Origin of the sequence: Pseudomonas khorasanensis, assembly GCF_014268505.2 — a bacterium.
GTDB lineage: Bacteria > Pseudomonadota > Gammaproteobacteria > Pseudomonadales > Pseudomonadaceae > Aquipseudomonas > Aquipseudomonas khorasanensis.
Genome location: NZ_JABWQP020000007.1, coordinates 92,346 through 117,127 on the forward strand (window position 1 = coordinate 92,346; position 24,782 = coordinate 117,127).

Sequence of the window (24,782 nt, forward strand, 5' to 3'; positions counted from 1 at the left end):
CGAAGCTAAGTCAATAGCAGGATTGAAGTTTTTCTGAAAAAGACAAAATTCCTTCATTCTTGAAGATGTCACCGACTGGTAAACCGCCTTCACGGGCAGGCTCGCTCCTACGGGATCGCGGCTTCGCTTGTTATTCCGTGTAAATCATCTTTTTGGTCATGCCGCCGTCGACGATGAATTCCTGGCCAGTCACAAACCCGGCGTTCCTCGACAGCAGCCATGCGACCATCGCCGCCACATCCTCAACCGTCCCTACCCTGCCCGCCGGATGCTGGGCATGATCGGCATCGGCCAAGGGTTCGGCGCGCCGTACCGAGGGATCCCGCGCATCGATCCAGCCCGGACTGACCGCGTTTACCCGAATTTCCGGACCGAGGCTGATGGCCAATGCATGCGTCAGCGCCAGCAATCCACCCTTGCTCGCCGCATAGGCTTCGGTGTCCGGCTCCGACTGCCCTGCGCGGGTCGAGGCCAGGTTGACGATCGAACCGTTGTGCGCACGCAGATACGGCGCGCAGTGCTTGGCCAGTAACATCGGTCCGCTCAGATTCACCGCGAGCACGCGATTCCAGTAAGCCAGATCGAGACTTTCCAACGTGATGTTGTGCGGATCCGCCACGGCGGCGTTGCAGACCAGCGCATCGAGTCGACCAAACTGCCCCAGCACCTCGGCGACACCCAGCGCGACCTGACTTTCGTCCGCCACGTCCATGGCGATGAACCAGGCGTTGTCGCCCAGCACCTTCGCCACTTTCGACCCGCGCGCCCGATCAAGATCGGTCAGCACCACTTGCCAGCCTTCACTGATCAGCCACGCCGCGATCCCCAGACCGATACCGCGCGCGGCACCCGTCACCAGCGCAACGCGGCCATGGGTATTGGCCGTCGGCGTGGACAACTCGATCACAACGCTGCCAGACCGCGCGCCAGGTCGGCTTGCAGGTCTGCGACATCTTCCAGACCGACCGCCACGCGGATCAGGCTGTCACGGATTCCCGCCGCTTCTCGCTCCTGGGGAGCCAGACGACCGTGGGACGTGGTGCTCGGGTGGGTGATGGTGGTTTTGCTGTCGCCCAGGTTGGCGGTGATCGAAATCAACCGGGTGGCATCAATGAAGCGCCAGGCGCCCTCTTTGCCGCCCTTGACCTCGAAGCTGACCACGGCACCGAAGCCCTTCTGCTGGCGCTGGGCCAACTCATGCTGGGGATGGCTCTTGAGACCGGCGTAATGGACTTTTTCGATACCGTCCTGCTGCTCCAGCCACTCGGCCAGCGCCTGGGCGTTGGCGCAATGTGCTTTCATGCGCAGGTTGAGAGTTTCCAGACCTTTGAGGAAGATCCACGCGTTGAAGGGGCTGAGGGTCGGCCCGGCGGTACGCAGGAAACCGACCACTTCTTTCATCTGCTCGCCACGGCCGGCCACTACGCCACCCATGCAACGGCCCTGACCATCGATAAATTTGGTCGCCGAGTGCACGACTACATCCGCACCGAGCCGCAGCGGCTGTTGCAGCGCCGGGGTGCAGAAGCAGTTGTCGACCACCAGCATCGCGCCCTTGGCGTGAGCGATTTCTGCCAGCGCAGCGATATCCACCAGCTCGGCCAGCGGATTGGACGGCGATTCTACAAATAGCAGCTTGGTGTTTGGCTTGATTGCCGCGTCCCAAGCCGAAAGATCGGCCAACGGTACGTAATCGACCTCGACGCCGAAGCGCTTGAAGTACTTCTCAAACAAGCTGATGGTCGAACCGAACACACTGCGCGAGACCAACACATGATCACCAGCGCTGCACAAGCTCATGACCACGGCCATGATTGCAGCCATGCCGGTCGCCGTGGCAACTGCCTGCTCGGCACTTTCCAGCGCGGCAATGCGCTCTTCGAACGCACGCACGGTGGGATTGGTGTAACGCGAGTAAACATTGCCCGGCACCTCGCCAGCAAACCGCGCCGCCGCGTCGGCAGCAGTGCGGAACACATAACTGGAGGTGAAGAACATCGGATCACCGTGCTCGCCTTCCGGCGTACGGTGCTGACCGGCACGGACGGCCAGGGTATCGAACGCTACGCCTTCGAGGTCGCTGTCGAGCCGACCGGCATCCCATTCCTGACTCATGCTGTCACTCCTTGCTGTGTTCTCGAAAGATGAATATCAGATACAAAACCGGCCCCTCAGGGCCGGTGGAAACTCAGTTGTTGTACAGATCGATGATCGCACTGACCGCCTGGGTCTTGACCTTCGAGGCATCGTTACGCGCCTGCTCGATCTTGTCCAGATAAGCCTCGTCGACATCGCCCGTGACGTACTTGCCGTCAAACACCGCGCAATCGAAGTTCTCGATCTTGATCTTGCCGCCACCGACCGCTTCGATCAAGTCAGGCAGGTCCTGATAGATCAGCCAGTCAGCCCCGATGAGGTCGGCCACGTCCTGAGTCGAACGGTTGTGGGCGATCAGTTCGTGGGCGCTCGGCATATCAATACCGTACACGTTCGGATAACGCACTGCAGGCGCCGCCGAGCAGAAGTAGACGTTTTTCGCGCCGGCTTCGCGGGCCATCTGGATAATCTGCTTGCAAGTCGTGCCGCGTACGATCGAGTCATCGACCAACATCACGTTCTTGCCGCGGAACTCCAGCTCGATGGCGTTGAGCTTCTGGCGTACCGACTTTTTGCGCGCGGCCTGCCCCGGCATGATGAAGGTCCGGCCGATGTAGCGGTTCTTGACGAAACCTTCGCGGAATTTCACGCCCAGATGGTTAGCCAGTTCCAGTGCCGCCGTACGGCTGGTGTCCGGAATCGGGATAACCACGTCGATGTCGTGTTCCGGGCGCTCGCGCAGGATCTTCTCGGCGAGCTTCTCGCCCATGCGCAGACGAGCCTTGTAAACCGACACGCCGTCAATGATCGAGTCTGGACGCGCCAGGTAGACGTGCTCGAAGATGCACGGGGTCAGCGACGGGTTGGTCGCGCACTGACGGGTGTGCAGTTTGCCGTCTTCAGTGATGTACACCGCTTCGCCCGGCGCGAGATCGCGAATCAGGGTGAAACCGAGCACATCGAGCGAAACGCTTTCCGAGGCGATCATGTACTCGACGCCTTCGTCGGTGTGACGCTGACCGAATACGATAGGGCGAATGCCGTGCGGATCACGGAAACCGACGATGCCATAACCGGTGATCATCGCAACCACCGCGTAACCGCCGACACAGCGGTTGTGCACGTCGGTCACGGCGGCGAACACGTCTTCTTCGGTCGGCTGCAGCTTGCCGCGCTGGGCCAGCTCGTGAGCGAACACGTTGAGCAACACTTCCGAGTCGGAACTGGTGTTGACGTGACGCAGATCGGATTCGTAGATTTCCTTGGCCAACTGTTCAACATTGGTCAGGTTACCGTTGTGCGCCAGGGTAATGCCGTAAGGCGAGTTGACGTAAAACGGCTGGGCTTCGGCCGAGGTCGAGCTGCCCGCGGTCGGGTAGCGGACGTGGCCGATACCCATGTGGCCGACCAGACGCTGCATGTGACGCTGCTGGAACACGTCACGCACCAGGCCATTGTCCTTGCGCAAGAACAACCGGCCATCATGGCTGGTCACGATACCGGCAGCGTCCTGGCCGCGGTGCTGGAGCACGGTTAGCGCGTCATACAGCGCCTGATTGACGTTCGACTTACCGACGATACCGACGATGCCACACATGCGACGCAACCCCTACTTAATGGATCTGAACTGAGCAACACTCACTGAGGCGTTTTCGCCGCCGGCAAGAGTTGCTCCTTGAACGGAATCTCAGCGGGTACGCTGATTCCGCTGGCAAGCCACTGACTGCTCCATCCCAGTATCAGGTTTTTGGACCAGTCGGCGACCAATAGAAACTTGGGCACGAGCTGTGATTCTTTCCACCACCCGTCCTGCTGTACCGGCCCCAGGCTCAACAGCCCGACCGCCACGACCACCAGCAACACGCCACGCGCAGCGCCGAAGGCCATGCCGAGGAATCGATCGGTCCCGGACAACCCGGTGACGCGAACCAACTCGCCGATAAGATAATTGATCATTGCGCCCACGATCAGTGTGGCGACAAACATGATGGCACAGCCCGCAATCACGCGGGCCGATGGGGTTTCGATGTATCCGGCGAAGTACTCGGACAGTGAGCCACCGAACATCCAGGCAACCGCTCCTGCGATGATCCAGGTCACCAGCGATAATGCTTCCTTGACGAAGCCGCGGCTCAAACTGATCAAAGCGGAGATGGCGACGATTGCAACGATCGCCCAGTCAACCCAGGTAAATGGCACAGTGCAGCCTACAGACGGATAAGGCGGCGCATTTTAGCAGAGCGCATGGCTGTCGGTAAGCTGCGATTGTCAGTGCTTTTCAATCAGGGTGATAGATTTCAGCCACGTTCAGGCTGAAAACGGACAACGAAGCCCTTGAGGTTCTGCTGGCGACTCAACAGGTCACGCAGACGATCAGCTTCGGCACGCTCGATCAACGGACCGACGAACACCCGATTCTTGCCATCGGCCGAACGGATGTAGGCGTTGTAACCCTGACTGCGCAGGTTTTTCTGCAGACTTTCGGCGCTGGCGCGACTCGACAGACTGGCCAGCTGTACCGACCAGCTCACCGACAGACCGTTGGCATCGACGCGGCTCTGCGTGGTGTCAGGCTTGCTCGTTGCGGACGTGATCGGCTGGGCCGGCGCCGGGATCGGCTTGGCAACCGGCGGTGGCGTCGCGGGTCGGGCGATTTGCGCAGGTATGGTCGGCGCCGGGGCAACTGTAGCGGCAGGCGCGATGTCCTCAGCCACCTCTTCGTCAGTCGGCACAGGCTCTTGCGGCAGCGCTTGCGGCTCAGGCACGGCCACCGGGTCCATATGCACTTGCGGCATGGCCGGGGCCTGCGGCGCAGCTGGCGCCTCTACGGTCACCTGGCGCTGTTCGTCCTGACGGGAAAACAGCATCGGCAGGAAAATAACCGCCAGCGCCACCAGCACCAACGCACCGACCATGCGCTGCTTGTACGCTTTATCCAGCAAAGCCATTTGCCGCTTCCTCCGTGGAGCGCCGGGACAGCCATTGAAGGGCCTCGGCGACACAATAAAATGATCCGAACAACAGAATCTCGTCGTCGCTGGTCGCTACAGCGCACTGCCCTTCCAGAGCGGCCGCCACGCTGTCGTAAGAAGTAACCGAAGCACCCAGATTATGCAGGGCTGCCTGCAACTCGGTCACCGGACGGGCGCGCGGCGAATCCAGCGGCGCAACAGCCCAATGCTCGACACTAGCATTCAATTCGGCAACAACACCATCCAGATCCTTGTCGGCCAGCAGCCCGAACACCGCGAGGCGCTTGCCAACCGGCGGACGCGAAGCCAGACGACGAGCCAGATATTCAGCGGCATGCGGGTTGTGACCAACATCCAGCAACAGATTCAAACGCTTGCCGTGCCATTCGAACGACCGCCGATCCAGGCGCCCAACCACACGAGTCGCCTGCAATGCCGCGACAATCTGCTCGGGATCCCACGGCAACCCCAGCAGCAGATAGGCCTGCAAAGCCAGGGCGGCGTTTTCCATCGGCAGATCGAGCAGGGGCAAGTCGCGCAATTCGACGGCTTGGCCCTGTGCATCGGTACCGCGCCACTGCCAATGCCGCTCGGTGATACCGAGATCGAAATCGCGTCCACGCAGGAAAAACGGGCACGCCAGTTCACGTGCCTTGTCGAGCAGCGGTTGCGGAGGATTGAGGTCGCCACACAGAGCAGGCTTGCCGTGACGGAAAATTCCGGCCTTTTCAAACGCTACCGATTCGCGGGTATCACCCAGATAGTCGGCATGATCGACGCCAATACTGGTAACCAGCGCGAGATCGGCATCAACCACGTTGACCGTGTCCAGACGCCCGCCCAGCCCGACTTCCAGCACCACGGCATCAAGCCCGGCCTGCTGAAACAGCCAGAACGCCGCCAGGGTGCCCATTTCAAAATAGGTCAGGGAAGTATCGCCGCGCCCGGCTTCGACCGCCGCAAACGCTTCGCACAGCTGGGCGTCAGTGGCTTCGACACCATTGAGCTGCACCCGCTCGTTGTAGCGCAGCAGGTGCGGAGAATTGTAAACACCCACGCTCAGGCCCTGCGCCCGGAGCAACGAAGCAACGAACGCACAGGTTGATCCCTTGCCGTTGGTGCCGGTGACCGTGATCACCCGAGGCGCCGGCTGGCCCAGCCCCATGCGGGACGCTACCTGTTGCGAGCGTTCCAGGCCCATGTCGATGGCCGAAGGATGCAACTGCTCGAGGTAGGCGAGCCATTCACCAAGGGTGCGCTGGGTCATACGTTGGCAGGCACCGGTGGCACTACGATCGGTTCGATTGGCGCGGCGACGAATTTTGGCGTCGGCTTACCGGTCATCTGCGCGAGCAGGTTACCCAAACGCGGGCGCAGTTCCTGACGATGAATAATCATGTCGATGGCGCCGTGTTCCAGCAGGAATTCGCTGCGCTGGAAACCTTCTGGCAGTTTTTCACGCACGGTCTGCTCGATCACGCGCGGGCCGGCGAAGCCGATCAGGGCTTTAGGCTCGCCGACGATCACGTCGCCCAGCATCGCCAGACTTGCGGAAACACCACCGTAGACCGGGTCGGTCAGTACAGAGATGAAAGGAATACCCTCTTCACGCAGACGCGCCAATACTGCCGAGGTCTTGGCCATTTGCATCAGCGAGATCAGCGCTTCCTGCATGCGCGCACCGCCGGAGGCAGCGAAGCAGATCATCGGGCAACGGTTTTCCAGCGCATAGTTGGCGGCGCGAACGAAGCGCTCCCCAACGATGGCGCCCATGGATCCGCCCATGAAGTTGAACTCGAAGGCCGAAACCACCACCGGCATACCCAGCAAAGTACCGCTGACGGAGATCAGCGCATCTTTCTCGCCGGTCTGCTTTTGCGCCGCGACCAGACGATCCTTGTACTTCTTGCCGTCGCGGAATTTCAGACGGTCAACCGGCTCCAGGTCGGCGCCCAGTTCGTTGCGACCTTCGGGGTCGAGGAAAATGTCGATACGCGCACGTGCGCCGATGCGCATGTGGTGGTTGCACTTGGGGCAGACGTCCAGGGTCTTTTCCAGCTCCGGACGGTACAACACAGCCTCGCAGGACGGGCATTTGTGCCACAGACCTTCAGGCACCGAGCTCTTCTTGACCTCCGAGCGCATGATCGAAGGGATCAGTTTGTCTACTAACCAGTTGCTCATGCTTTCTTTCTCCAGTACCGGCGGCCCGAACGCTCTGGTTCGCAGCCCCGCGTATGCCCTTGAGCTAAATTCATGTGTGTGGCGATGATTGCCGGACGTCACGGTCAGCGCGAAACATGACCTGCGTGCATCCCGAAACCCTCAGCCGCGCCTGCTTTGTGCAGGTGCATTGATGGACGGCGGCAGACTGCCAGCCGTCACATCGACGATGTATTGGCACGCACCGCGTTGATGAATGCGCGAATCCTGTGGTGATCCTTGATGCCTTTGCTTGCTTCGACCCCGCCGCTGACATCCACCGCGTACGGCTTGACCCGCGCTACCGCGTCGGCAACATTTTCCGGCGTCAGGCCACCCGCAAGAATCAACGGTTTACTCAAGCGCTGCGGAATCAGTGACCAGTCAAACGCCTCGCCGGTTCCGCCGGGCACCCCTTCAACATAAGTGTCGAGCAGTACGCCGCTGGCGCCGGGATAGGCATCGCAGGCAGCAGCAATGTCATCGCCAGCCTTGACCCGCAACGCCTTGATGTAAGGACGGTGCCATCCTTCGCATTCTTCAGCGCTTTCATCGCCATGGAACTGCAACAGATCCAGCGGCACGGCATCGAGGATTTCCCCCAACTCGCAGCGGCTGGCGTTGACGAAAAGCCCCACGGTGGTCACAAACGGTGGCAACGCCTTAATGATGGCCGCCGCCTGCTGCACGTTCACCGCACGCGGACTCTTGGCGTAAAACACCAGACCTATCGCATCGGCGCCGGCTTCGACGGCGGCCAGTGCATCTTCTATGCGCGTAATGCCGCAGATCTTGCTGCGAACGGCTGACATGTCAGGAAAACCTCAGGGCAAATCCGAAAACGTCCCGGATGGTAACAAAAGCGTTCGAGGGCGTCAGCCGTCAAGTTCGGAGAAACCCGTAAGGAAATGTGGCCCGATAAATCGCTCAGGCAACGGGAATTCGTCGTGATACTCGACTTGCACCAGATACAACCCGTAAGGATGCGCGGTTACGCCGCCGGAACGACGCTCGCGACTTTCCAGCACTTCCTTCATCCACTCCACCGGGCGCTCACCGGCGCCGATGGTCATCAACACGCCAGCGATATTGCGCACCATGTGGTGCAGGAAGGCGTTGGCACGGATATCGAGCACGATCATCTTGCCGTGCCGGGTCACGCGCAGATGGTGCATCTTTTTGATCGGCGACTTGGCCTGACACTGTCCGGCCCTGAACGCGCTGAAATCATGGGTGCCGATCAGGTATTGCGCAGCCTCGGCCATGCGCTCGACGTCGAGGGGCCGGTGATTCCAGGTGATTTCTTCGTTGAGATGCGCCGGGCGGATCTGATCGTTATAAATCACATAGCGATAACGCCGGGCGATGGCCTTGAATCGTGCGTGAAAATGCGCAGGCATGACCCTGGCCCAACTGACACTGATGTCATGGGGCAGATTGATGTTGGCGCCCATGACCCAGGCCTTCAGCGAACGATCGACCTGAGTGTCAAAGTGCACCACCTGTCCGCAGGCATGCACGCCGGCATCGGTACGCCCGGCGCACTGCAGGGAAACCGGCGAGTTGGCGACTTTCGACAAGGCCTTTTCCAGCGCTTCCTGCACCGTCGCCACGCCGGTCAACTGGCGCTGCCAGCCGCTGTAGCGCGAACCTTTGTACTCAACGCCCAGTGCGACCCGGTAAAAGCCGTCGGGCGCCATTTCGGCGACGGGGTTATCTATGTTTGCCAAGGTGGGACAGCCTGCTGATTTTGCGAAAGGCGGGCATTATAAGGCGGTGGGCCGGGGATGCCAGTTCAAGATCAAAAGATCGCAGCCTTCGTCAGCTCCTACAGAGAACGCAATCTCATGTACGAACTGGCGAAGGCTGCGATATTTTTTGGTTCCTGAAACCCAAACAAAAACGGCAGCCTCACTGGGCTGCCGTTTCCGTTTACCGCTGAGCTTACGCCAGGTTCGACAGCATGTCCTTGGCTTCGCCGCGCTGCGTCTCGTTGCCCTCGGTCAACACCTCGTTGAGGATATCCCGGGCGCCATCCGCGTCGCCCATGTCGATGTAAGCCTGGGCCAGATCGAGTTTGGTGGCGGCTTCGTCAGTACCGGCGAGGAAGTCGAAATCGTCTTCGCCCAGATCATCGCCCAACGCTGCGTCCGCCTCGGTGAAGGTCGGTTCGGCAATGCTCTGCGACAACCGATCCAGCTCGGCGTTGACGTCGTCGAGCTCGGCCGCGAAGGCGTCCGGTTCGGCGGCAGGGTTGGTGTCCATTTCGTCCGCAAGCGACAGGTCGAAATCGGCCGGCAATTCCAGATCATCCTGGGGCTCATCAGCCACGACTGGTGCCTCGACGGGCGGCAGATCTTTCACGCCGTCGTCCAGATCCAACAGGAAGTCGTCTTCCGCCAGGGTGGTCGGCGACGGCTCGGCGCCCAAATCCATGTCGAGATCGAAATCCGACAGATCGTCCAGATTTTCCTTCATCTCGGTCTGCTCTTGCAGCACCGAAGCAAAGCTCAGATCGTCTTCAGCCGGAAACGCGTCCAGCTCCGCCGGTGCTTCTGGCTTAACGGCAGGCGCTGGATCGATCGGGGTGATGGTGTCGAGATCGTCCAGGCTCAAATCGAAAGCCGTGTCCAGGTCATCAGCTGCTGGCTCGGTCGTTTCCGGCTCGTCCTGCAGCAGATCCTTGACGTACTGCGCGTCCAGCTCGGCAGCGACGGCAGCCGCCGCCAACCCACCGGCCGCAACAACCGCCATGGCCGGGAAGCGGCTTTTCAATGCTTCCACTTTGGCGAAGTTGTCACCGTTGGCCATCAATTGACGTTCCTGAGCGACGAACGCATCGCGATCGCCCTGCTGGCCGTAAACTTCCATCAGTTTGAGTCGCAGATCGCTGCGTTGCGGCTCGAGACTGACGCCCTCCTCCAGCAACGCGGCGGCCTGATTCAGGCGACCGGCGTTGATGTGCGATTGCGCTTTGTCGAGCACGTCGTCGGAGCGCTCGGCGGCCGGGGCGACCAGTGGCGCCGCGATCGGCGTCGCCATCACCACCGGGGCGACGACCGCTGCAGGCGCCGGCGCCGGAGCAGGTGTATTGAGCTTGACGCTCGCCGCTGGCGTTTCCAGGCCTGCGAAACTGCTTTCCGGCAGATCGTGTTCGGCCGAGAACTCTTGCTCTTCCGCCAGCGCTCGCGCCATGCGCAGGTGCTTTTCAGCTTCCTGCTGCGCTTTGCGACGACGCGCCAGCAACAACAGCAGAAGCAGCAGAACCACCGCACCGCCACCGATCAGGCCCAGCAGAATCGGATTGGTCAGCAGTTCGTTGAAGGCTTTGTTGTCATCGGCGGCGGCAGGCGTTTCAACCACCGGCTCGACGACCGGTTCAACCGGCGTTTCGGCCGGCGGAGCAATCGCCGATTCTGGCGTTGGCGAGGCAGCAGCGGCTTCGGCCGGGGTGGCTGGCGGGGTCGAGGCCAACTCGGCGGTGATTGCAGGCACTGGCGGCACGGCGCCGTTGGCAGCCGGTGCAGCGCCCGAACCATCGGCCTGCATCTTCGCCAACTGGTTGTTTTTCAGCTCGATCAGCTTTTGCAGCTTGTCGAGTTGGCTTTGCAGATCAGCCATGCGGCTCTTCAGTTCCTCGTTGTCACGACGGGTCGTGTCGAGGTTTTCCTGGGTGATCGCCAGTTTGTTGCTCAGCGCCCTGGCATCGCCCGCCGGGCCTTTTGCGCCGGGCCTGGCGCTTTCGGCAGAAACCAGGCTCAGGTTGTCCTGAGTGTCTTGCGCCGCACCGGTATTGCCACGACCACGATTGGTCGCATCAAGTTGCTGCTGACCGGTGCCAGGCTTTGCCACGTAGCGACGACCTTGACGCCAGGCTTCGTTCTGCGCCGCCACCTCGGCAATCGCCGCGGACTGTGGCAACGCCGTGCTTTGAACCGGATCCGGCAGACGCAGCACCTGTCCGATTTTCAGGCGGTTGATATTGCCATCAATGAACGCATTCGGATTGAGCGCCTGAATCGCCAGCATGGTCTGCTGTACCGACCCGCCGTTGCGCGCCTTCGCGGCGATTTCCCACAGAGTGTCGCGCGGCGTGGTGGTGTATTGATTGCGATGGGTTGTGCCAGTGGTCGGCGCGGTGATCGTCTGCGACGGTGCCGGTTGCGCGGCGGCGTCAGCGGTCTGCGGCGAGAACTTCGACGGATCCAGCAGCACGCTGTAATCGCGCAGCAGACGGCCATTGGGCCACATCACTTGCACGAGGAATTTCACCATCGGTTCCGACAGCGGCTGGCTCGAAGTCACGCGCAACACGCTTTTGCCGTTGGCGTTGAGCACCGGGGTGAACGTCAGATCACTCAGAAAGGCCTGGCGATCGACGCCGGCCTTGGCGAAGTCTTCGGGTGAAGCCAGGCTTGGCACCACCTCGGCGGCGGTGAGGTCCTTGACGTCGAGCAGCTCGATTTCAGCCACCAACGGCTGGTTCAGGGTCGACTTCAGGGTCAGCTCCCCGAGCCCGAGGGCATGCGCCATACCGGAGGACAGCGCCGAGGCGGCCGCTATTGCTAACACCAGTTTGCGAACTTGAACCATAGCCTCATCCTTTGTTTGAACGTTCCTCGGCCAGCGAGAAGCTTCTGAATACCGCTGCCGTAAGGCATTGCGCGCGACGACGACAGCCGCCGCGCACGATCATTTCTTTGCTGCCCCGGAAAGTCCCGGAGGGTGACACGTTATCGAGCGCCTCGGGCAAGCATAGCGCTCACCTAGAATCAGTCGACAAATTGTTGCCAAGTATCTTTTACAGCAGGTCTTTTATCAACAACTCAGCCAACTGCACCGCGTTGAGGGCCGCGCCTTTGCGTACGTTATCTGACGTCAGCCACACATTTAGTTCCGCCGGGTCGTCGACTCCGCTGCGCACACGGCCAACGTAAACCACGTCCTGCCCCACCGCATCGCCGACGACAGTCGGGTAATCACCGGCATCGACCAGCTCGATACCGGGTGCAGCCTCAAGCGCTGCATTGATCTTTTGCAGGTCGACAGCCTTGGCTGACTGCAAGGTCACGCTAATGCTATCGCCAAAAAACACCGGGGCTTGAACGCAAGTGGCGGAAATCTTCAATAAAGGTTTCGCCAACACCTGCCGCAGTTCGCGCACCAGACGTTTTTCCAGCAGCGTGTGGCCTTGCGCATCAGGCGTGCCGACCTGGGCCAGCAGGTTGAACGCCATCTGCCGATCGAAGAATTTCGGCTCCAACGGGCGCATGTTCAACAGTTCGGCGGTCTGGCGCGCCAGCTCGCTGACAGCTTCGCGGCCTTGGGCGGAAACGGCCAGATTGGCGGTGACATTGACGTATTGCAGCTCGATCAGATCGAGCAACGGCGCGAGCACCACGGCAAGTGCGGTGGCCGTCGGGCTCGGGCTGCTGACCTGGAACGGGGCTTTGAGGGTGGCGAGTATTTCGGCGTTGGCCTCTGGCACCACTTGCGGCGCCTGATCGGCCGGCAAAGCGCCGGACAGGTCAATCAGCGAGCAACCGGCGGCATGGACGCGGGCCGCGTAGCTCAAGGTGATCGCGGGGCCTGCGGCGAAAAATACCAGTTTGACCTTGCTGAAATCGAACTCGTCGACCTCACGCACGCGCACGTTTTTGTTGCGAAACAACACCGAACTGCCGGCCGACTCGCTGCTCGCCAGCAAATGCAGGTTGCCGACCGGAAAGTCGCGCTCTTCGAGAATCTGTACGAGGGTTTCGCCGACAGTACCGGTGGCGCCGATAACGGCGATATCGAAAGTCTGGGTCATGGAGCTACCTCTGGCAAAACGGGGGGAGCGGCACTTTACCGGGTGGGTGGCGCACAGGCAATTTTCTGCCGGGGATTTGCGGCGGCTGTGACGGCCTCATCGCTGGCAAGCCAGCTCCCACAGGTTTCTGCGGTGTGCATGAATTTTGTGGACCACCCCGACCACTGTGGGAGCTGGCTTGCCAGCGATGAGGCCAGACCGGGCAACCGGAGATATCCAGGCATAAAAAAACCCGCGCCTTGTGCAGGCGCGGGCTCTCTCATTACGTCAAACGATCAACGCTCCAGCAGGATCCGCAGCATGCGACGCAGCGGTTCGGCCGCGCCCCACAGCAACTGGTCGCCAACCGTGAAGGCACCGACGAACTGCGAGCCCATGTTCAGCTTGCGCAGACGGCCGACCGGCACATTCAGGGTGCCGGTGACCTTGGTCGGGCTCAGCTCCTGCATGCTGATGTCGCGGTTGTTCGGCACCAGTTTGACCCAAGGGTTGTGCTGGCTGATCAGCCCTTCGATATCGGCGATCGGTACGTCTTTGTTCAGTTTGATGGTCAGCGCCTGGCTGTGGCAGCGCATGGCGCCGATGCGTACGCAGATGCCGTCGACCGGGATCGGGCTCTTGAAGCGACCGAGAATCTTGTTGGTCTCGGCCTGGGCCTTCCACTCTTCACGACTCTGGCCGTTTGGCAGTTCCTTGTCGATCCAGGGAATCAGGCTGCCGGCCAGCGGCACGCCGAAGTTTTCGGTCGGATACGCTTCGCTGCGCATGGCCTCGGCCACACGGCGGTCGATGTCGAGGATCGCGCTGGCCGGGTCGGCCAGTTGATCGGCAACAGCGGCGTGGGTCGCGCCCATTTGCTTGATCAGTTCACGCATGTTCTGCGCGCCGGCACCGGACGCCGCTTGATAAGTCATGGCGCTCATCCATTCGACCAGTCCGGCCTCGAACAGGCCGCCCAGGCCCATCAGCATCAGGCTGACGGTGCAGTTGCCGCCGATGTAGTTCTTGGTGCCCGCGTCCAGCTGCTGGTCGATGACCTTGCGGTTGACCGGGTCGAGAATGATCACCGCGTCATCGTTCATGCGCAGGCTCGACGCCGCGTCGATCCAGTAACCCTGCCAGCCGGCTTCGCGCAGCTTGGGGAATACTTCGCTGGTGTAGTCGCCGCCCTGACAGGTCAGAATCACGTCGAGGGTCTTCAGCTCGTCAATGCTGTAAGCGTCCTTGAGCGGAGCAATGTCCTTGCCCACGGACGGGCCTTGGCCACCGACATTCGATGTGGTGAAAAACACCGGCTCGATAAGATCGAAATCCTGCTCTTCCAGCATCCGCTGCATGAGCACGGAACCGACCATCCCGCGCCAACCGATCAGACCTACACGTTTCATCGCAACTACACCTTCTTGAAAAGTGGGCCGCTGCTTTGTATTGAATTTCGCAGCGGGCCCGAGAGATTACAGATTCCGCAGCGCGGCGACTACTGCGTCGCCCATTTGCTGCGTACCGACTTTGGTACAACCGGCCGAATGGATGTCACCGGTGCGCAAGCCCTGATCGAGCACGACGCTGACGGCTTTTTCGATGGCATCGGCGGCATCGTGCAGATTGAAGCTGTAACGCAGCATCATCGACACCGACAGAATCGTCGCCAACGGATTGGCAATGCCTTTGCCGGCGATGTCCGGCGCCGAGCCGTGGCAAGGCTCGTACATGCCCTTGTTGCTGGCGTCCAGCGAGGCCGAAGGCAGCATGCCGATGGAGCCGGTGAGCATGGACGCTTCGTCGGACAGAATGTCGCCGAACAGGTTGTCGGTGACGATCACGTCGAACTGCTTGGGCGCACGCACCAGTTGCATGGCGGCGTTGTCGACGTACATGTGGCTCAGTTCGACGTCCGGGTAATCCTTGGCCACCTGCTCGACCACTTCCCGCCACAGTTGGCTGGAAGCGAGCACGTTGGCCTTGTCCACCGAGCAGAGTTTCTTGCCACGCACCATGGCCATGTCGAAACCGACACGGGCGATGCGGCGGATTTCGCTTTCGCTGTACGGGAGGGTGTCGTAGGCCTGACGCTCGCCGTTGTCCAGGGTTCGGGTGCCACGCGGCGCGCCGAAGTAGATGCCACCGGTCAGCTCACGAACGATGAGAATGTCCAGGCCGGCCACGATTTCCGGCTTCAGACTCGACGCATCAGCCAGTTGCGGGTACAGGATCGCCGGACGCAGGTTGCCGAACAGGCCCAGTTGCGCACGGATTTTCAGCAGGCCACGTTCAGGGCGGATGTCACGTTCGATAGTGTCCCATTTCGGGCCGCCGACCGCGCCCAGCAACACGGCGTCGGCAGCACGGGCGCGATCGAGGGTTTCGTCGGCCAGCGGCACGCCGTGCTTGTCGATGGCCGCGCCGCCGATCACGTCGTGGCTCAGCTCGAAGCCCAGGCTGTACTTCTCATTGGCCAGTTCCAGCACCTTGACGGCTTCGGCCATGATTTCGGGACCAATACCGTCGCCTGGGAGAATCAGAATCTGCTTGCTCATGCTTTCCTCGTGTCTTCAATCAGAGCGCCGTTCACGGCGCGCCGGGAAAAATTCTTATCGTTCGGCCATCAGTACCAGCACATCCGTACTGAAGGAACCGTCGGCATCAATCTCGAAATATTCGCGCACTTCGTTACCCATCGACAGCTGCAACTGGCGGATCGCCGCGCGCATCACGTCGGGCGTGCGCATGCGCTCCACCCAACTGGTGTATTCCAGACGCAGGCGCTGACGCGTGGTGCTGCGCACATGCAGACCGGCCTCGCTGGCCTGCCGCAACCACTCGCCAGCGGAATAATCGCGCACATGGCTGGTGTCGCGCAGCACTTCGACGCTTTGCAGGTAAGTGTCGAACAACGGCGTGCCTGGTGATAACACATCAACGAACGCCGCCACACCGTCCGGTTTCAGCACCCGGCGCACTTCGCGCAGGGCCAGGCCGAGATCGCTCCAGTGATGCGCCGAATAACGGCTGAAGACAAAATCGAATTCGCCATCGGCAAACGGCAGACGCTCGGCGGCGCCGTTGACGGTGACAATGTTAGCCAGGCCGCGATCAGCGGCAGCGCTGGCGACGACATCGAGCATTTGCTGCGACAGGTCGTAAGCCACCACTTCCCTGACCAGCGGTGCCACGTGAAAACTGACGTGACCGGCCCCACACCCCAAGTCCAGCAACCGGGCTGCGCCCTGCCCGGCCAGTTCGGCCTGCAGCAGTGCGAACTCAGTGCCCTGGGCGTGAACGGCGCTGCTCAGGTAAGCGGCCGCCTGTTCACCGAATTGCTTCTGGACAACCTGACTGTGCTGCGCGGTGCTGGTCATGGGTCACATCCTGTAAGTTGTGTTGTTTGAGCTGCCGCCTTCGCGAGCAGGCTCGCTCCCACAGGGGAATGCATTTCAAATGTGGGAGCGAGCCTGCTCGCGAAGAGGCCCGCCCTGACTACATCAATCTCACATCAATCACGCCTCGCGGAACAACCAAGGCTGGCTGATCCGATGTTTCGCCTCAAACGTCGCAATCGCATCGCCGTCCTGCAGGGTCAGGCCGATATCGTCCAGGCCGTTGAGCAGGCAATGCTTGCGAAACGCATCGATCTCGAAGCGGTACACCTTGCCGTCGGGACGGGTCACGGTCTGCGCTTGCAGATCGACCTGCAATTGATAACCCGGCTCGGCCTCAACCTGCTTAAACAGTTCATCAACTTCGGCGTCGCTGAGGATGATCGGCAGCAAGCCGTTCTTGAAGCTGTTGTTGAAAAAAATGTCGGCATAGCTCGGCGCAATGATGCTGCGGAAACCGTACTCTTCCAGCGCCCATGGCGCGTGTTCGCGGCTGGAGCCGCAGCCGAAGTTCTCACGGGCCAGCAACACGCTGGCGCCCTGGTAACGCTCGGCGTTGAGAACGAAGTCCTTGTTCAGTGGCCGTTTGGAGTTGTCCTGATACGGCTGGCCGACATCGAGATAACGCCACTCGTCGAACAAATTCGGACCGAACCCGGTGCGCTTGATCGACTTCAAAAACTGCTTGGGAATGATCTGATCGGTGTCAACGTTGGCACGATCCAGAGGCGCGACAAGACCAGTGTGCTGGGTAAAAGCTTTCATGCTGCGCTCCTTTAAATCAATTCACGAACGTCGATGAAACGGCCGTTCACCGCTGCCGCCGCCGCCATGGCCGGGCTGACGAGGTGGGTACGGCCACCGGCGCCCTGACGGCCTTCGAAGTTACGGTTGGAGGTCGAGGCACAGTGCTCGCCCGACTCCAAACGGTCCGGGTTCATGGCCAGGCACATCGAGCAACCCGGCTCACGCCATTCGAAACCAGCCTCAAGGAAAATCTTGTCCAGACCTTCGGCCTCGGCCTGCGCCTTCACCAGGCCCGAGCCCGGCACGACGATGGCCTGCTTGATGGTCGAAGCGACCTTGCGGCCCTTGGCGATCACGGCAGCGGCGCGCAAATCTTCAATGCGCGAGTTAGTGCAGGAACCGATAAATACGCGATCGAGCTGAATGTCGGTGATCGCCTGATTGGCGGTCAGACCCATGTATTTCAAGGCGCGGACGATCGAGTCGCGCTTGACCAGATCCATCTCTTTGGCCGGGTCCGGCACGTTTTGGTCAACGGCCAGAACCATTTCCGGCGAAGTGCCCCAGCTGACCTGCGGTTTGATTTGTGTAGCGTCGAGTTCGACCACGGTGTCGAAGGTGGCGTCGGCGTCGGAAACCAGTTCTTTCCAGGCTTCGACGGCCATGTCCCATTGCTCGCCTTTTGGTGCGAATGGACGGCCCTTCACGTAATCGATGGTCTTTTGATCCGCCGCCACCAAACCCACGCGGGCGCCGGCTTCGATGGACATGTTGCAGATGGTCATGCGGCCTTCCACGGACAAGTCGCGAATGGCGCTGCCGGCGAATTCGATGGCATGGCCGTTACCGCCAGCGGTACCGATCTTGCCGATCACCGCGAGGACGATGTCCTTTGCGGTCACGCCGAACGGCAATTGGCCTTCGACGCGTACCAGCATGTTCTTCATTTTCTTGGCGACCAGGCACTGAGTGGCGAGCACGTGCTCGACCTCGGAAGTGCCGATACCGTGGGCCAACGCGCCAAACGCGCCGTGAGTGGAGGTGTGCGAGTCGCCGCAGACCACGGTCATGCCCGGCAAGGTCGCGCCCTGCTCCGGACTGATGACGTGGACGATGCCCTGGCGGACGTCGTTCATCTTGAACTCGACGATGCCGTATTCATCACAGTTGTCGTCGAGGGTCTGCACCTGCAAACGCGACACCTGGTCGGCAATGGCTTCGATACCGCCCTTGCGCTCAGGTGTAGTCGGTACGTTGTGGTCCGGGGTCGCTATGTTCGCATCGATGCGCCAAGGCTTGCGCCCGGCCAGACGCAGGCCTTCGAAGGCTTGCGGCGAAGTCACTTCATGGATGATGTGACGGTCGATGTAGATCAGCGCTGAGCCATCGTCGCGCTGTTTGACCAAATGCGAATCCCAGAGCTTGTCGTAGAGCGTTTTGCCGGCCATCAGACGGTTCCTCATCAGCTTGTTTCTATGCCCTGGGCTTATCGATAACCCTTTGGCTTGTGAGGCCGATCCTATGGGGTTAGATTAAATAACTCAAATTCATATTTTTCATGCTTTGGATAACCAACTGGAATGGGACATGGACCTGGCTAACCTCAACGCCTTTATCGCCATCGCCGAGACGGGCAGTTTCTCCGGCGCCGGCGAGCGGCTGCACCTGACGCAACCGGCCATCAGTAAACGAATCGCTGGCCTGGAACAGCAATTGAAGGTGCGCCTGTTCGATCGACTCGGCCGCGAAGTCAGTCTGACCGAAGCCGGACGCGCCCTGCTGCCGCGGGCTTATCAGATTCTCAACGTGCTCGACGACACCCGCCGCGCCCTGACCAACCTGACCGGCGAAGTCAGTGGCCGCCTGACCCTGGCCACCAGTCACCACATCGGCCTGCACCGTTTGCCGCCTCTATTAAGGGAATTCACGCGCCGCTACCCACAGGTGGCGCTGGATATTCAGTTCCTCGATTCAGAAGTGGCCTACGAAGAAATTCTCCACGGCCGCGCAGAACTGGCGGTCATTACACTGGCGCCGGAGCCGCACGCCCTGGTCAAAGCGACGCCCGTGTGGGACGACCCGCTGGATTTCGTGGTGGCCCCGGAGCACTCGCTGATCAACAACGGCGCCGTCAGTCTGGCGGACATCGCCGGCCATCCAGCGGTGTTCCCCGGTGGCAACACCTTTACCCACCACATCGTCCAGCGCTTGTTCGAAGCGCAAGGCCTGACGCCGAACATTGCGATGAGTACCAACTACCTGGAAACCATCAAGATGATGGTTTCCATCGGCCTGGCCTGGAGCGTACTGCCGCGCACGATGCTTGATGAGCAAGTGGCGAGCATCGCATTGCCGGGCATACAGCTCACTCGCCAGCTAGGCTATATCTTGCACACCGAACGGACGCTATCGAATGCAGCGAAAGCCTTTATGGCATTGCTGGATGCACAAATCGATCGGCCAGGGATTCAGGCCTGACTTGTGCTACTCCTATAGAGCCGCCCCCTGTGCCTAACGCCACTCAGCCCAAGGCCCGCTGACAATGCCGAAATCTGTTGACCGAATTCCGCCGATGCCGCGTATCCAGGCTGTTGATCCGCGACATTCCGAGCAGAGCTGGGAGAGCGCGCCACAATTGCTGGCCGCGCTCAACGGTGCGCGGCTCGGTGCCTGGTATTGGGACATCGAGCGTGGGCAGATCAGCTGGTCGCGGGGCACCCAGGCCTTGTTCGGTTTTGACCCGAGACAACCCTTGCCCGCCGATCTGGAATACCTCGATCTGCTGCCGCCGGAAGACCGCGCAAAAACCGTTCGCGCCTTCCACGCGGTGATTGCCGGCGCGCCCATCGAACAGGCGATGCACCACCGCATCCGCTGGCCCGACGGCAGCCTGCACTGGCTGGAAATCAGCGGCAGTCTGCTGCCGGACAAACACGGCCGCCCGAGAATGATCGGGGTGATCCGTGAAATCACCCATCAACGCCAACGCGAACAGGCCCTCAGCAGCTCGGAGAAACGTTTCGCTACACTTTTCCACCTGTGCCCGAACATGGTGCTCCTGACCCGCCAGGAAGACGGCCTCATCAGCGAGGCCAATCAGTATTTCGAAAGTCTGTTCGGCTGGCCGGTGCAAAGCGCCATCGGCCGCACGACGCTCGAGCTGGGCCTGTGGGTGCACCCCGAGCAACGCGCCGAACTGGTCAGAAAAACCAAGGCCAAGGGCGAACTCGTCAGCATGGAAGTGCAGTTTCGCGCCAGCAACGGGCAGGTTCACGACGGCATCCTCAGCGCCCAGAAGGTTGAGCTCGAAGGCCAGCCCTATCTGCTCAGCACCTTCCTCGACACCACCGAGCGCAAAGCCGCCGAACATGCCCTGAAGGACAGCCAGGAACGCCTCGACCTGGCGCTCGATTCAGCGCAACTCGGCACCTGGGACTGGCACATTCCCAGCGGGATGCTCTACGGCTCGGCGCGCGCCGCGCAATTGCACGGGCTGGAGCCGATCCCGTTTCATGAGTCTTTCGAAGCGTTTTTCGAAGGGGTACCGGGCGAGGAACGCGAAACCATGCGCGACGCCTACCGTAGCCTGCGTGAAGGCCCCGCCGGCAACTACCAACTGACCTATCGCGTGCAATTGCCCGACGGCAGCTCGCGTTATCTGGAAAGTCGCGCCCGCCTCTATCGTGATGACAGCGGCGCGCCGCTGCGCATGGCCGGCACGCTGCTGGACATCACCGATCAGGTGGAGCGCGAACAGCGCCTGGTCGCCTCGGAGGAGAAATTCGCCACATTGTTTCAGGTCAGCCCCGACCCCATCTGCGTCACGCGCCAGGAAACCGGGGAATTCATCGAGATCAACTCAAGCTTCAGCCAGACCTTTGGCTGGAGCGCCAGCGACGTGATTGGTCACACCGCCGAAGAAATCGGCCTGTGGGACGCCTCGGCGAAGAGCCTGCAACGCATCGAGCGGGTGATTCGCGAACAGGGCCTGAGCAACGTCGCCATCCTTGTCCAGCACAAGGACGGCAAGTCATTGACGTGCGTGATTTCCAGCCGGCAGATCAGCGTCGGCAACCAGCCATGCATCGTCACTACGCTGCGCGACATCACCCAGCAGCAACGTTCGGAAGCGGCACTGAAAGCCAGCGAAGAGAAGTTCGCCAAGGCGTTTCACTCCAGCCCCGACGCCATCACCATCACCGAGCGCGACACCGGGCGCTATCTGGAGGTCAACGACGGATTCTGTCGCCTCACCGGCTATCGCGCCGACGAAGTGGTGGGTAAAACCGTCTATCAAGTGGGAATCTGGGCCGAGGAAAAACAGCGCGCGGCATTGCTGGCCGAGCTGCAAATCAAGGGACGCGTGCACCATCAGGAAATGCTTGGGCGCAACAAGCGCGGGGAAATCCTGACCGTGGAAGTCTCGGTCGAGCCGATAACGTTGAACGAACACGCTTGCCTGCTGCTCACTGCACGGGACGTCAGCCTGCTGAAAAACGCCGAAGCGCAGATCCGTCACCTGGCGTATCACGACCCGCTGACCAACCTGCCGAACCGCGCCCTGCTGATGGATCGCCTGAGCCAGCAGATTGCCTTGCTCAAGCGCCACAATCTGCGGGGCGCGTTGCTGTTCCTCGACCTCGATCACTTCAAGCACATCAACGATTCGCTGGGCCACCCGGTCGGCGACACCGTGCTGAAAATCATCACCGCACGGCTCGAAGCCAGCGTACGCATGGAAGACACGGTGGCGCGGCTCGGCGGCGACGAATTTGTGGTGTTGCTCAGCGGCCTCGAAGGCTCGCGCAACGAAGTCAGCACGCAAGTGCGCGCGCTGGCCGACACCCTGCGAGAGCTGCTATCGGAGCCGATGTTTCTCGACGGCCAGCGCCTGCAGGTGACACCGAGCATCGGCGTGGCGCTGATTCCCGATCACGGCTCAACGCCCACCGACCTGCTGAAGCGTGCCGACATCGCCCTCTATCGGGCCAAAGACTCCGGGCGCAACACCACGCAGATGTACCACAACACCATGCAAAAAGCGGCGAGCGAACGGCTGCGCATGGAGACCGACCTGCGTCTGGCACTGTCACGCGGCGAGTTCGACGTGCATTTTCAGCCACAGGTCGATGCCCGCGATAACCGCATCATTGGCGCCGAAGCCCTGGTGCGCTGGAACCACCCCCAACTTGGCGCGCAATCGCCCACCGAGTTCATCAAGGTGCTGGAGGACAGCGGCCTGATTCTCGAAGTCGGCACGTGGATCCTCGACGAGGCCTGCAACGCCTTCAAACAACTTATCGCCCTGAAGCTCGTCGATCCGCACGATTTCAGTCTGTGCGTGAACATCAGCCCTCGGCAGTTCCGCCAGAACGATTTCGTCGAACGCATCGAACACAGCATGACCAGCCACGGCCTGCCCTGCTCCCTACTGAAACTGGAAATAACTGAAGGTATCGTCATACAGAATCTGGAAGACACCATCAGCAAAATGCGACGTTTGAAGAAGCTTGGGGTGAGTTTTGCGATGGACGATTTCGGCACCGGTTATTCATCGCTGACCTATTTGAAGCGTTTGCCAGTGGATACGCTGAAAATCGACCAGTCGTTTATCCGCGATGCAACCACCGACCCGAACGACGCCGAGATCATTCGCGCCATCGTCGCGATGGCCCGCAGCCTGGAGCTGGAAGTGATTGCCGAAGGCGTGGAGACGCCGGAGCAATTGGCATTTTTGCAGGGCCTGGGCTGCCACCTGTATCAGGGTTATCTGCACAGCCGGCCCGTGGCGCTGGAGGATCTTAAAAAGCTTTTGCCGTAAGGCGGAAGCGACGCAGAGTTGTCGAAGGTCTTCCGCCGACATGGATGCTGCGCCCACAAAAAAGGCCCCGAGGTATCGGGGCCTTTTGTCCAGCGGCTTATCGCCCGTTCAGACGATTGTGCGTCAGCACATCAATCAATGCTGCAGCGCGGCCTGCTGCGCTCCGTTGATCGGGATGCGCTTGGCTTTCGCTTCTTCCGGGACCACACGGAGCAGGTCGATGCTCAGCAAACCATTGCGCAGAGCAGCGTCCTTGATCTCAATGTGATCGGCCAGACGGAACGACAGTTTGAAGGCTCGCTGAGCGATGCCTTGGTGCAAGAACGTGACGTTCTCGTCAGAGTCACGCTTGCCGCCACTGATGGTCAGCACACCTTTCTCGACCTGCAGGTCCAGGTCTTCTTCCTGGAAACCGGCGGCCGCCACAACGATACGGTATTGATCATCACCGTGTTTTTCAACGTTGTAGGGTGGGTAGCTGCTGCCTGGCTCGTTGCGCAGTGCGGTTTCGAACAGGTCGTTGAAACGGTCGAAACCCACCGAGGAACGGAACAGTGGCGCGAGGGAAAATGCAGTACTCATGATTCAAATCTCCTGAACACAATCAGCAAGGTTTTGTGTCTCCGCGACCCGAATTCGGCATCGCGTACCCCTTAGATAGGGACCGCTGTTTTGATTTCAAGAGATTATTTTCAGATTTTTTATGCGGCTTCGACGAGCGGCAAACCGAGCAGGCGCGAGACGTGATCGGGCTCGGTTTCGCGGCGCAGAACCGTGAACAGCTCAGCGGCTTCAGGATAATTTCGCGTCAGCATGGCCAGCCATTGCTTCAGACGACCCGGCGACTGGCGGGCAGTCATTTGCGCCTTGGCTTGCAGCCAGAAATCCTGAATCAGTGGCATCAGCTCGGCCCACGTCATCTCGACGATCTCTTCACCGGCGCGGGCCGCGGCGATCTGGCGAGCCAGATCCGGACGCGACACCAGACCGCGACCCAGCATGATGTCCTCCACGCCGCTGATCTCGCGGCAGCGGCGCCAGTCTTCGACACTCCAGATATCGCCGTTGGCGAACACCGGCACCTTGACCACGTCCTGCACACGCGGGATCCATTCCCAGTGTGCCGGCGGTTTATAGCCGTCCACTTTGGTCCGCGCATGCACCACGATGTGCTCGGCGCCGCCTTCAGCCAGCGCGGTGGCACAGACCAGCGAACCGTCCGGGCTGTCGAAACCGAGGCGCATTTTCGCCGTGACCGGGATATGCGCAGGCACCGCACGACGGACATGCTCGACGATCTGGTTGAGCAGTTCCGGCTCCTTGAGCAGCACCGCCCCGCCCCGGGATTTGTTGACGGTTTTGGCCGGACAACCAAAATTCAGGTCGATGACTTCGGAGCCCAGCTCACAGGCCAGCGCCGCGTTCTCCGCCAGGCACACCGGGTCGGAACCGAGCAATTGCACGCGCAGCGGCACGCCGGACGCGGTGCGGGCGCCGTTGAGCAGCTCCGGACCGAACTTGTGGAAATACGCCGGGGTGAGCAACTGGTCGTTGACCCGGATGAATTCAGTCACGCACCAATCGATGCCGCCAACGCGGGTCAGCACGTCGCGAAGGATGTCGTCGACCAACCCCTCCATGGGCGCCAGAGCAATTTGCATGAGAAAACACTACTTGGAGAAAAAACGTGCGGCAGTTTACTGGATTACGCCAAAAACCGCAGGACAACACATCGCCTGTGGGAGCGAGCCTGC

At 60.8% G+C, this 24,782-nt stretch carries 20 protein-coding genes; 2 read left to right on the forward strand and 18 right to left on the reverse strand.

From position 1 onward, the window contains the following. Positions 1-130: 130 nt before the first annotated feature. The 16 genes from HU727_RS16500 to leuC all read right to left on the reverse strand — a co-directional run bounded on the left by HU727_RS16500 (position 131) and on the right by leuC (position 18,655). A complete protein-coding gene (locus HU727_RS16500; RefSeq protein WP_186532601.1) occupies positions 131-907 on the reverse strand; it encodes an SDR family oxidoreductase in 777 nt (258 codons plus the stop codon). After that, complete coding sequence (locus HU727_RS16505; RefSeq protein ID WP_186532602.1) at positions 904-2,115, reverse strand: O-succinylhomoserine sulfhydrylase; 1,212 nt, start codon at positions 2,113-2,115, stop codon at positions 904-906. Before HU727_RS16505 ends, HU727_RS16500 begins: the two co-directional genes overlap by 4 nt. 73 nt (positions 2,116-2,188) lie before the next feature. Beyond that, positions 2,189-3,694: an amidophosphoribosyltransferase gene (gene purF, locus HU727_RS16510; protein WP_186532603.1), complete on the reverse strand. Its 1,506-nt coding sequence runs from the start codon at positions 3,692-3,694 to the stop codon at positions 2,189-2,191. 41 nt (positions 3,695-3,735) lie between these two features. Continuing rightward, positions 3,736-4,296: a CvpA family protein gene (locus tag HU727_RS16515; RefSeq protein ID WP_186532604.1), complete on the reverse strand. Its 561-nt coding sequence runs from the start codon at positions 4,294-4,296 to the stop codon at positions 3,736-3,738. Positions 4,297-4,394: 98 nt separating this feature from the next. Next, on the reverse strand, positions 4,395-5,045 hold the full coding sequence (locus HU727_RS16520) for an SPOR domain-containing protein (protein ID WP_186532605.1): 651 nt from the start codon (positions 5,043-5,045) through the stop codon (positions 4,395-4,397). Next, positions 5,029-6,336, reverse strand: coding sequence for a bifunctional tetrahydrofolate synthase/dihydrofolate synthase (folC, locus tag HU727_RS16525; RefSeq protein ID WP_186532606.1), 1,308 nt, complete (start codon positions 6,334-6,336; stop codon positions 5,029-5,031). Before folC ends, HU727_RS16520 begins: the two co-directional genes overlap by 17 nt. Next, a complete protein-coding gene (gene accD, locus HU727_RS16530; RefSeq protein WP_016773939.1) occupies positions 6,333-7,253 on the reverse strand; it encodes an acetyl-CoA carboxylase, carboxyltransferase subunit beta in 921 nt (306 codons plus the stop codon). Before accD ends, folC begins: the two co-directional genes overlap by 4 nt. 197 nt (positions 7,254-7,450) lie before the next feature. Continuing rightward, on the reverse strand, positions 7,451-8,083 hold the full coding sequence (locus tag HU727_RS16535) for a phosphoribosylanthranilate isomerase (protein WP_186532607.1): 633 nt from the start codon (positions 8,081-8,083) through the stop codon (positions 7,451-7,453). A 63-nt stretch (positions 8,084-8,146) separates the two neighbouring features. After that, a complete protein-coding gene (gene truA, locus HU727_RS16540) occupies positions 8,147-8,971 on the reverse strand; it encodes a tRNA pseudouridine(38-40) synthase TruA (protein WP_186532690.1) in 825 nt (274 codons plus the stop codon). A gap of 244 nt (positions 8,972-9,215) precedes the next feature. After that, the gene (locus HU727_RS16545) at positions 9,216-11,864 is read right to left on the reverse strand and encodes a motility hub landmark protein FimV (protein ID WP_186532608.1); all 2,649 of its coding nucleotides are present in this window, start codon (positions 11,862-11,864) and stop codon (positions 9,216-9,218) included. Between the two features lie 208 nt (positions 11,865-12,072). Next, positions 12,073-13,083 (reverse strand): aspartate-semialdehyde dehydrogenase, encoded by a 1,011-nt coding sequence (locus tag HU727_RS16550; RefSeq protein ID WP_186532609.1) that lies wholly within the window; start codon positions 13,081-13,083, stop codon positions 12,073-12,075. A 275-nt stretch (positions 13,084-13,358) separates the two neighbouring features. Next, positions 13,359-14,471, reverse strand: coding sequence for an aspartate-semialdehyde dehydrogenase (gene asd, locus HU727_RS16555; RefSeq protein ID WP_186532610.1), 1,113 nt, complete (start codon positions 14,469-14,471; stop codon positions 13,359-13,361). 66 nt (positions 14,472-14,537) lie between these two features. Further along, entirely contained in the window at positions 14,538-15,620 is a 1,083-nt protein-coding gene (gene leuB / locus HU727_RS16560; RefSeq protein ID WP_186532611.1) for a 3-isopropylmalate dehydrogenase, read from the reverse strand. Positions 15,621-15,674: 54 nt separating this feature from the next. Further along, positions 15,675-16,442 (reverse strand): class I SAM-dependent methyltransferase, encoded by a 768-nt coding sequence (locus HU727_RS16565; RefSeq protein WP_186532612.1) that lies wholly within the window; start codon positions 16,440-16,442, stop codon positions 15,675-15,677. Between the two features lie 138 nt (positions 16,443-16,580). Next, positions 16,581-17,225 (reverse strand): 3-isopropylmalate dehydratase small subunit, encoded by a 645-nt coding sequence (gene leuD, locus HU727_RS16570; RefSeq protein ID WP_186532613.1) that lies wholly within the window; start codon positions 17,223-17,225, stop codon positions 16,581-16,583. A gap of 11 nt (positions 17,226-17,236) precedes the next feature. Further along, positions 17,237-18,655, reverse strand: a complete 1,419-nt coding sequence (gene leuC / locus HU727_RS16575) for a 3-isopropylmalate dehydratase large subunit (RefSeq protein WP_186532614.1) — start codon at positions 18,653-18,655, stop codon at positions 17,237-17,239. Positions 18,656-18,794: 139 nt separating this feature from the next. Here leuC and HU727_RS16580 point away from each other — a divergent pair, with 139 nt between their 5' ends. Together HU727_RS16580 and HU727_RS16585 are read left to right on the forward strand one after the other, a co-directional pair. Further along, positions 18,795-19,685 carry a LysR family transcriptional regulator gene (locus HU727_RS16580; RefSeq protein ID WP_186532615.1) on the forward strand — a complete coding sequence of 297 codons (891 nt, stop codon included), beginning with the start codon at positions 18,795-18,797 and terminating at the stop codon, positions 19,683-19,685. A gap of 64 nt (positions 19,686-19,749) precedes the next feature. Next, positions 19,750-23,028, forward strand: coding sequence for a PAS domain S-box protein (locus HU727_RS16585; RefSeq protein WP_186532616.1), 3,279 nt, complete (start codon positions 19,750-19,752; stop codon positions 23,026-23,028). Between the two features lie 135 nt (positions 23,029-23,163). On the opposite strand, the gene HU727_RS16590 is transcribed toward HU727_RS16585, so the two are convergent. After that, on the reverse strand, positions 23,164-23,610 hold the full coding sequence (locus HU727_RS16590) for an Hsp20 family protein (RefSeq protein WP_186532617.1): 447 nt from the start codon (positions 23,608-23,610) through the stop codon (positions 23,164-23,166). A gap of 119 nt (positions 23,611-23,729) precedes the next feature. After that, positions 23,730-24,689, reverse strand: coding sequence for a tRNA dihydrouridine synthase (locus HU727_RS16595; RefSeq protein WP_186532618.1), 960 nt, complete (start codon positions 24,687-24,689; stop codon positions 23,730-23,732). Positions 24,690-24,782: the final 93 nt, after the last annotated feature.

Coding starts and splice junctions, on each gene's coding strand:
- leuB (WP_186532611.1), bottom strand. CDS start 15,620: ATGAGCAAGCAGATTCTGATTCTCCCAGGCGACGGTATTGGTCCCGAA.
- accD (WP_016773939.1), bottom strand. CDS start 7,253: ATGAGCAACTGGTTAGTAGACAAACTGATCCCTTCGATCATGCGCTCG.
- HU727_RS16580 (WP_186532615.1), top strand. CDS start 18,795: ATGGACCTGGCTAACCTCAACGCCTTTATCGCCATCGCCGAGACGGGC.
- truA (WP_186532690.1), bottom strand. CDS start 8,971: ATGGCGCCCGACGGCTTTTACCGGGTCGCACTGGGCGTTGAGTACAAA.
- folC (WP_186532606.1), bottom strand. CDS start 6,336: ATGACCCAGCGCACCCTTGGTGAATGGCTCGCCTACCTCGAGCAGTTG.
- HU727_RS16595 (WP_186532618.1), bottom strand. CDS start 24,689: ATGCAAATTGCTCTGGCGCCCATGGAGGGGTTGGTCGACGACATCCTT.
- HU727_RS16505 (WP_186532602.1), bottom strand. CDS start 2,115: ATGAGTCAGGAATGGGATGCCGGTCGGCTCGACAGCGACCTCGAAGGC.
- HU727_RS16545 (WP_186532608.1), bottom strand. CDS start 11,864: ATGGTTCAAGTTCGCAAACTGGTGTTAGCAATAGCGGCCGCCTCGGCG.
- HU727_RS16590 (WP_186532617.1), bottom strand. CDS start 23,610: ATGAGTACTGCATTTTCCCTCGCGCCACTGTTCCGTTCCTCGGTGGGT.
- purF (WP_186532603.1), bottom strand. CDS start 3,694: ATGTGTGGCATCGTCGGTATCGTCGGTAAGTCGAACGTCAATCAGGCG.
- HU727_RS16535 (WP_186532607.1), bottom strand. CDS start 8,083: ATGTCAGCCGTTCGCAGCAAGATCTGCGGCATTACGCGCATAGAAGAT.
- leuD (WP_186532613.1), bottom strand. CDS start 17,225: ATGAAAGCTTTTACCCAGCACACTGGTCTTGTCGCGCCTCTGGATCGT.
- HU727_RS16585 (WP_186532616.1), top strand. CDS start 19,750: ATGCCGAAATCTGTTGACCGAATTCCGCCGATGCCGCGTATCCAGGCT.
- HU727_RS16520 (WP_186532605.1), bottom strand. CDS start 5,045: ATGGCTTTGCTGGATAAAGCGTACAAGCAGCGCATGGTCGGTGCGTTG.
- HU727_RS16565 (WP_186532612.1), bottom strand. CDS start 16,442: ATGACCAGCACCGCGCAGCACAGTCAGGTTGTCCAGAAGCAATTCGGT.
- leuC (WP_186532614.1), bottom strand. CDS start 18,655: ATGGCCGGCAAAACGCTCTACGACAAGCTCTGGGATTCGCATTTGGTC.
- asd (WP_186532610.1), bottom strand. CDS start 14,471: ATGAAACGTGTAGGTCTGATCGGTTGGCGCGGGATGGTCGGTTCCGTG.
- HU727_RS16550 (WP_186532609.1), bottom strand. CDS start 13,083: ATGACCCAGACTTTCGATATCGCCGTTATCGGCGCCACCGGTACTGTC.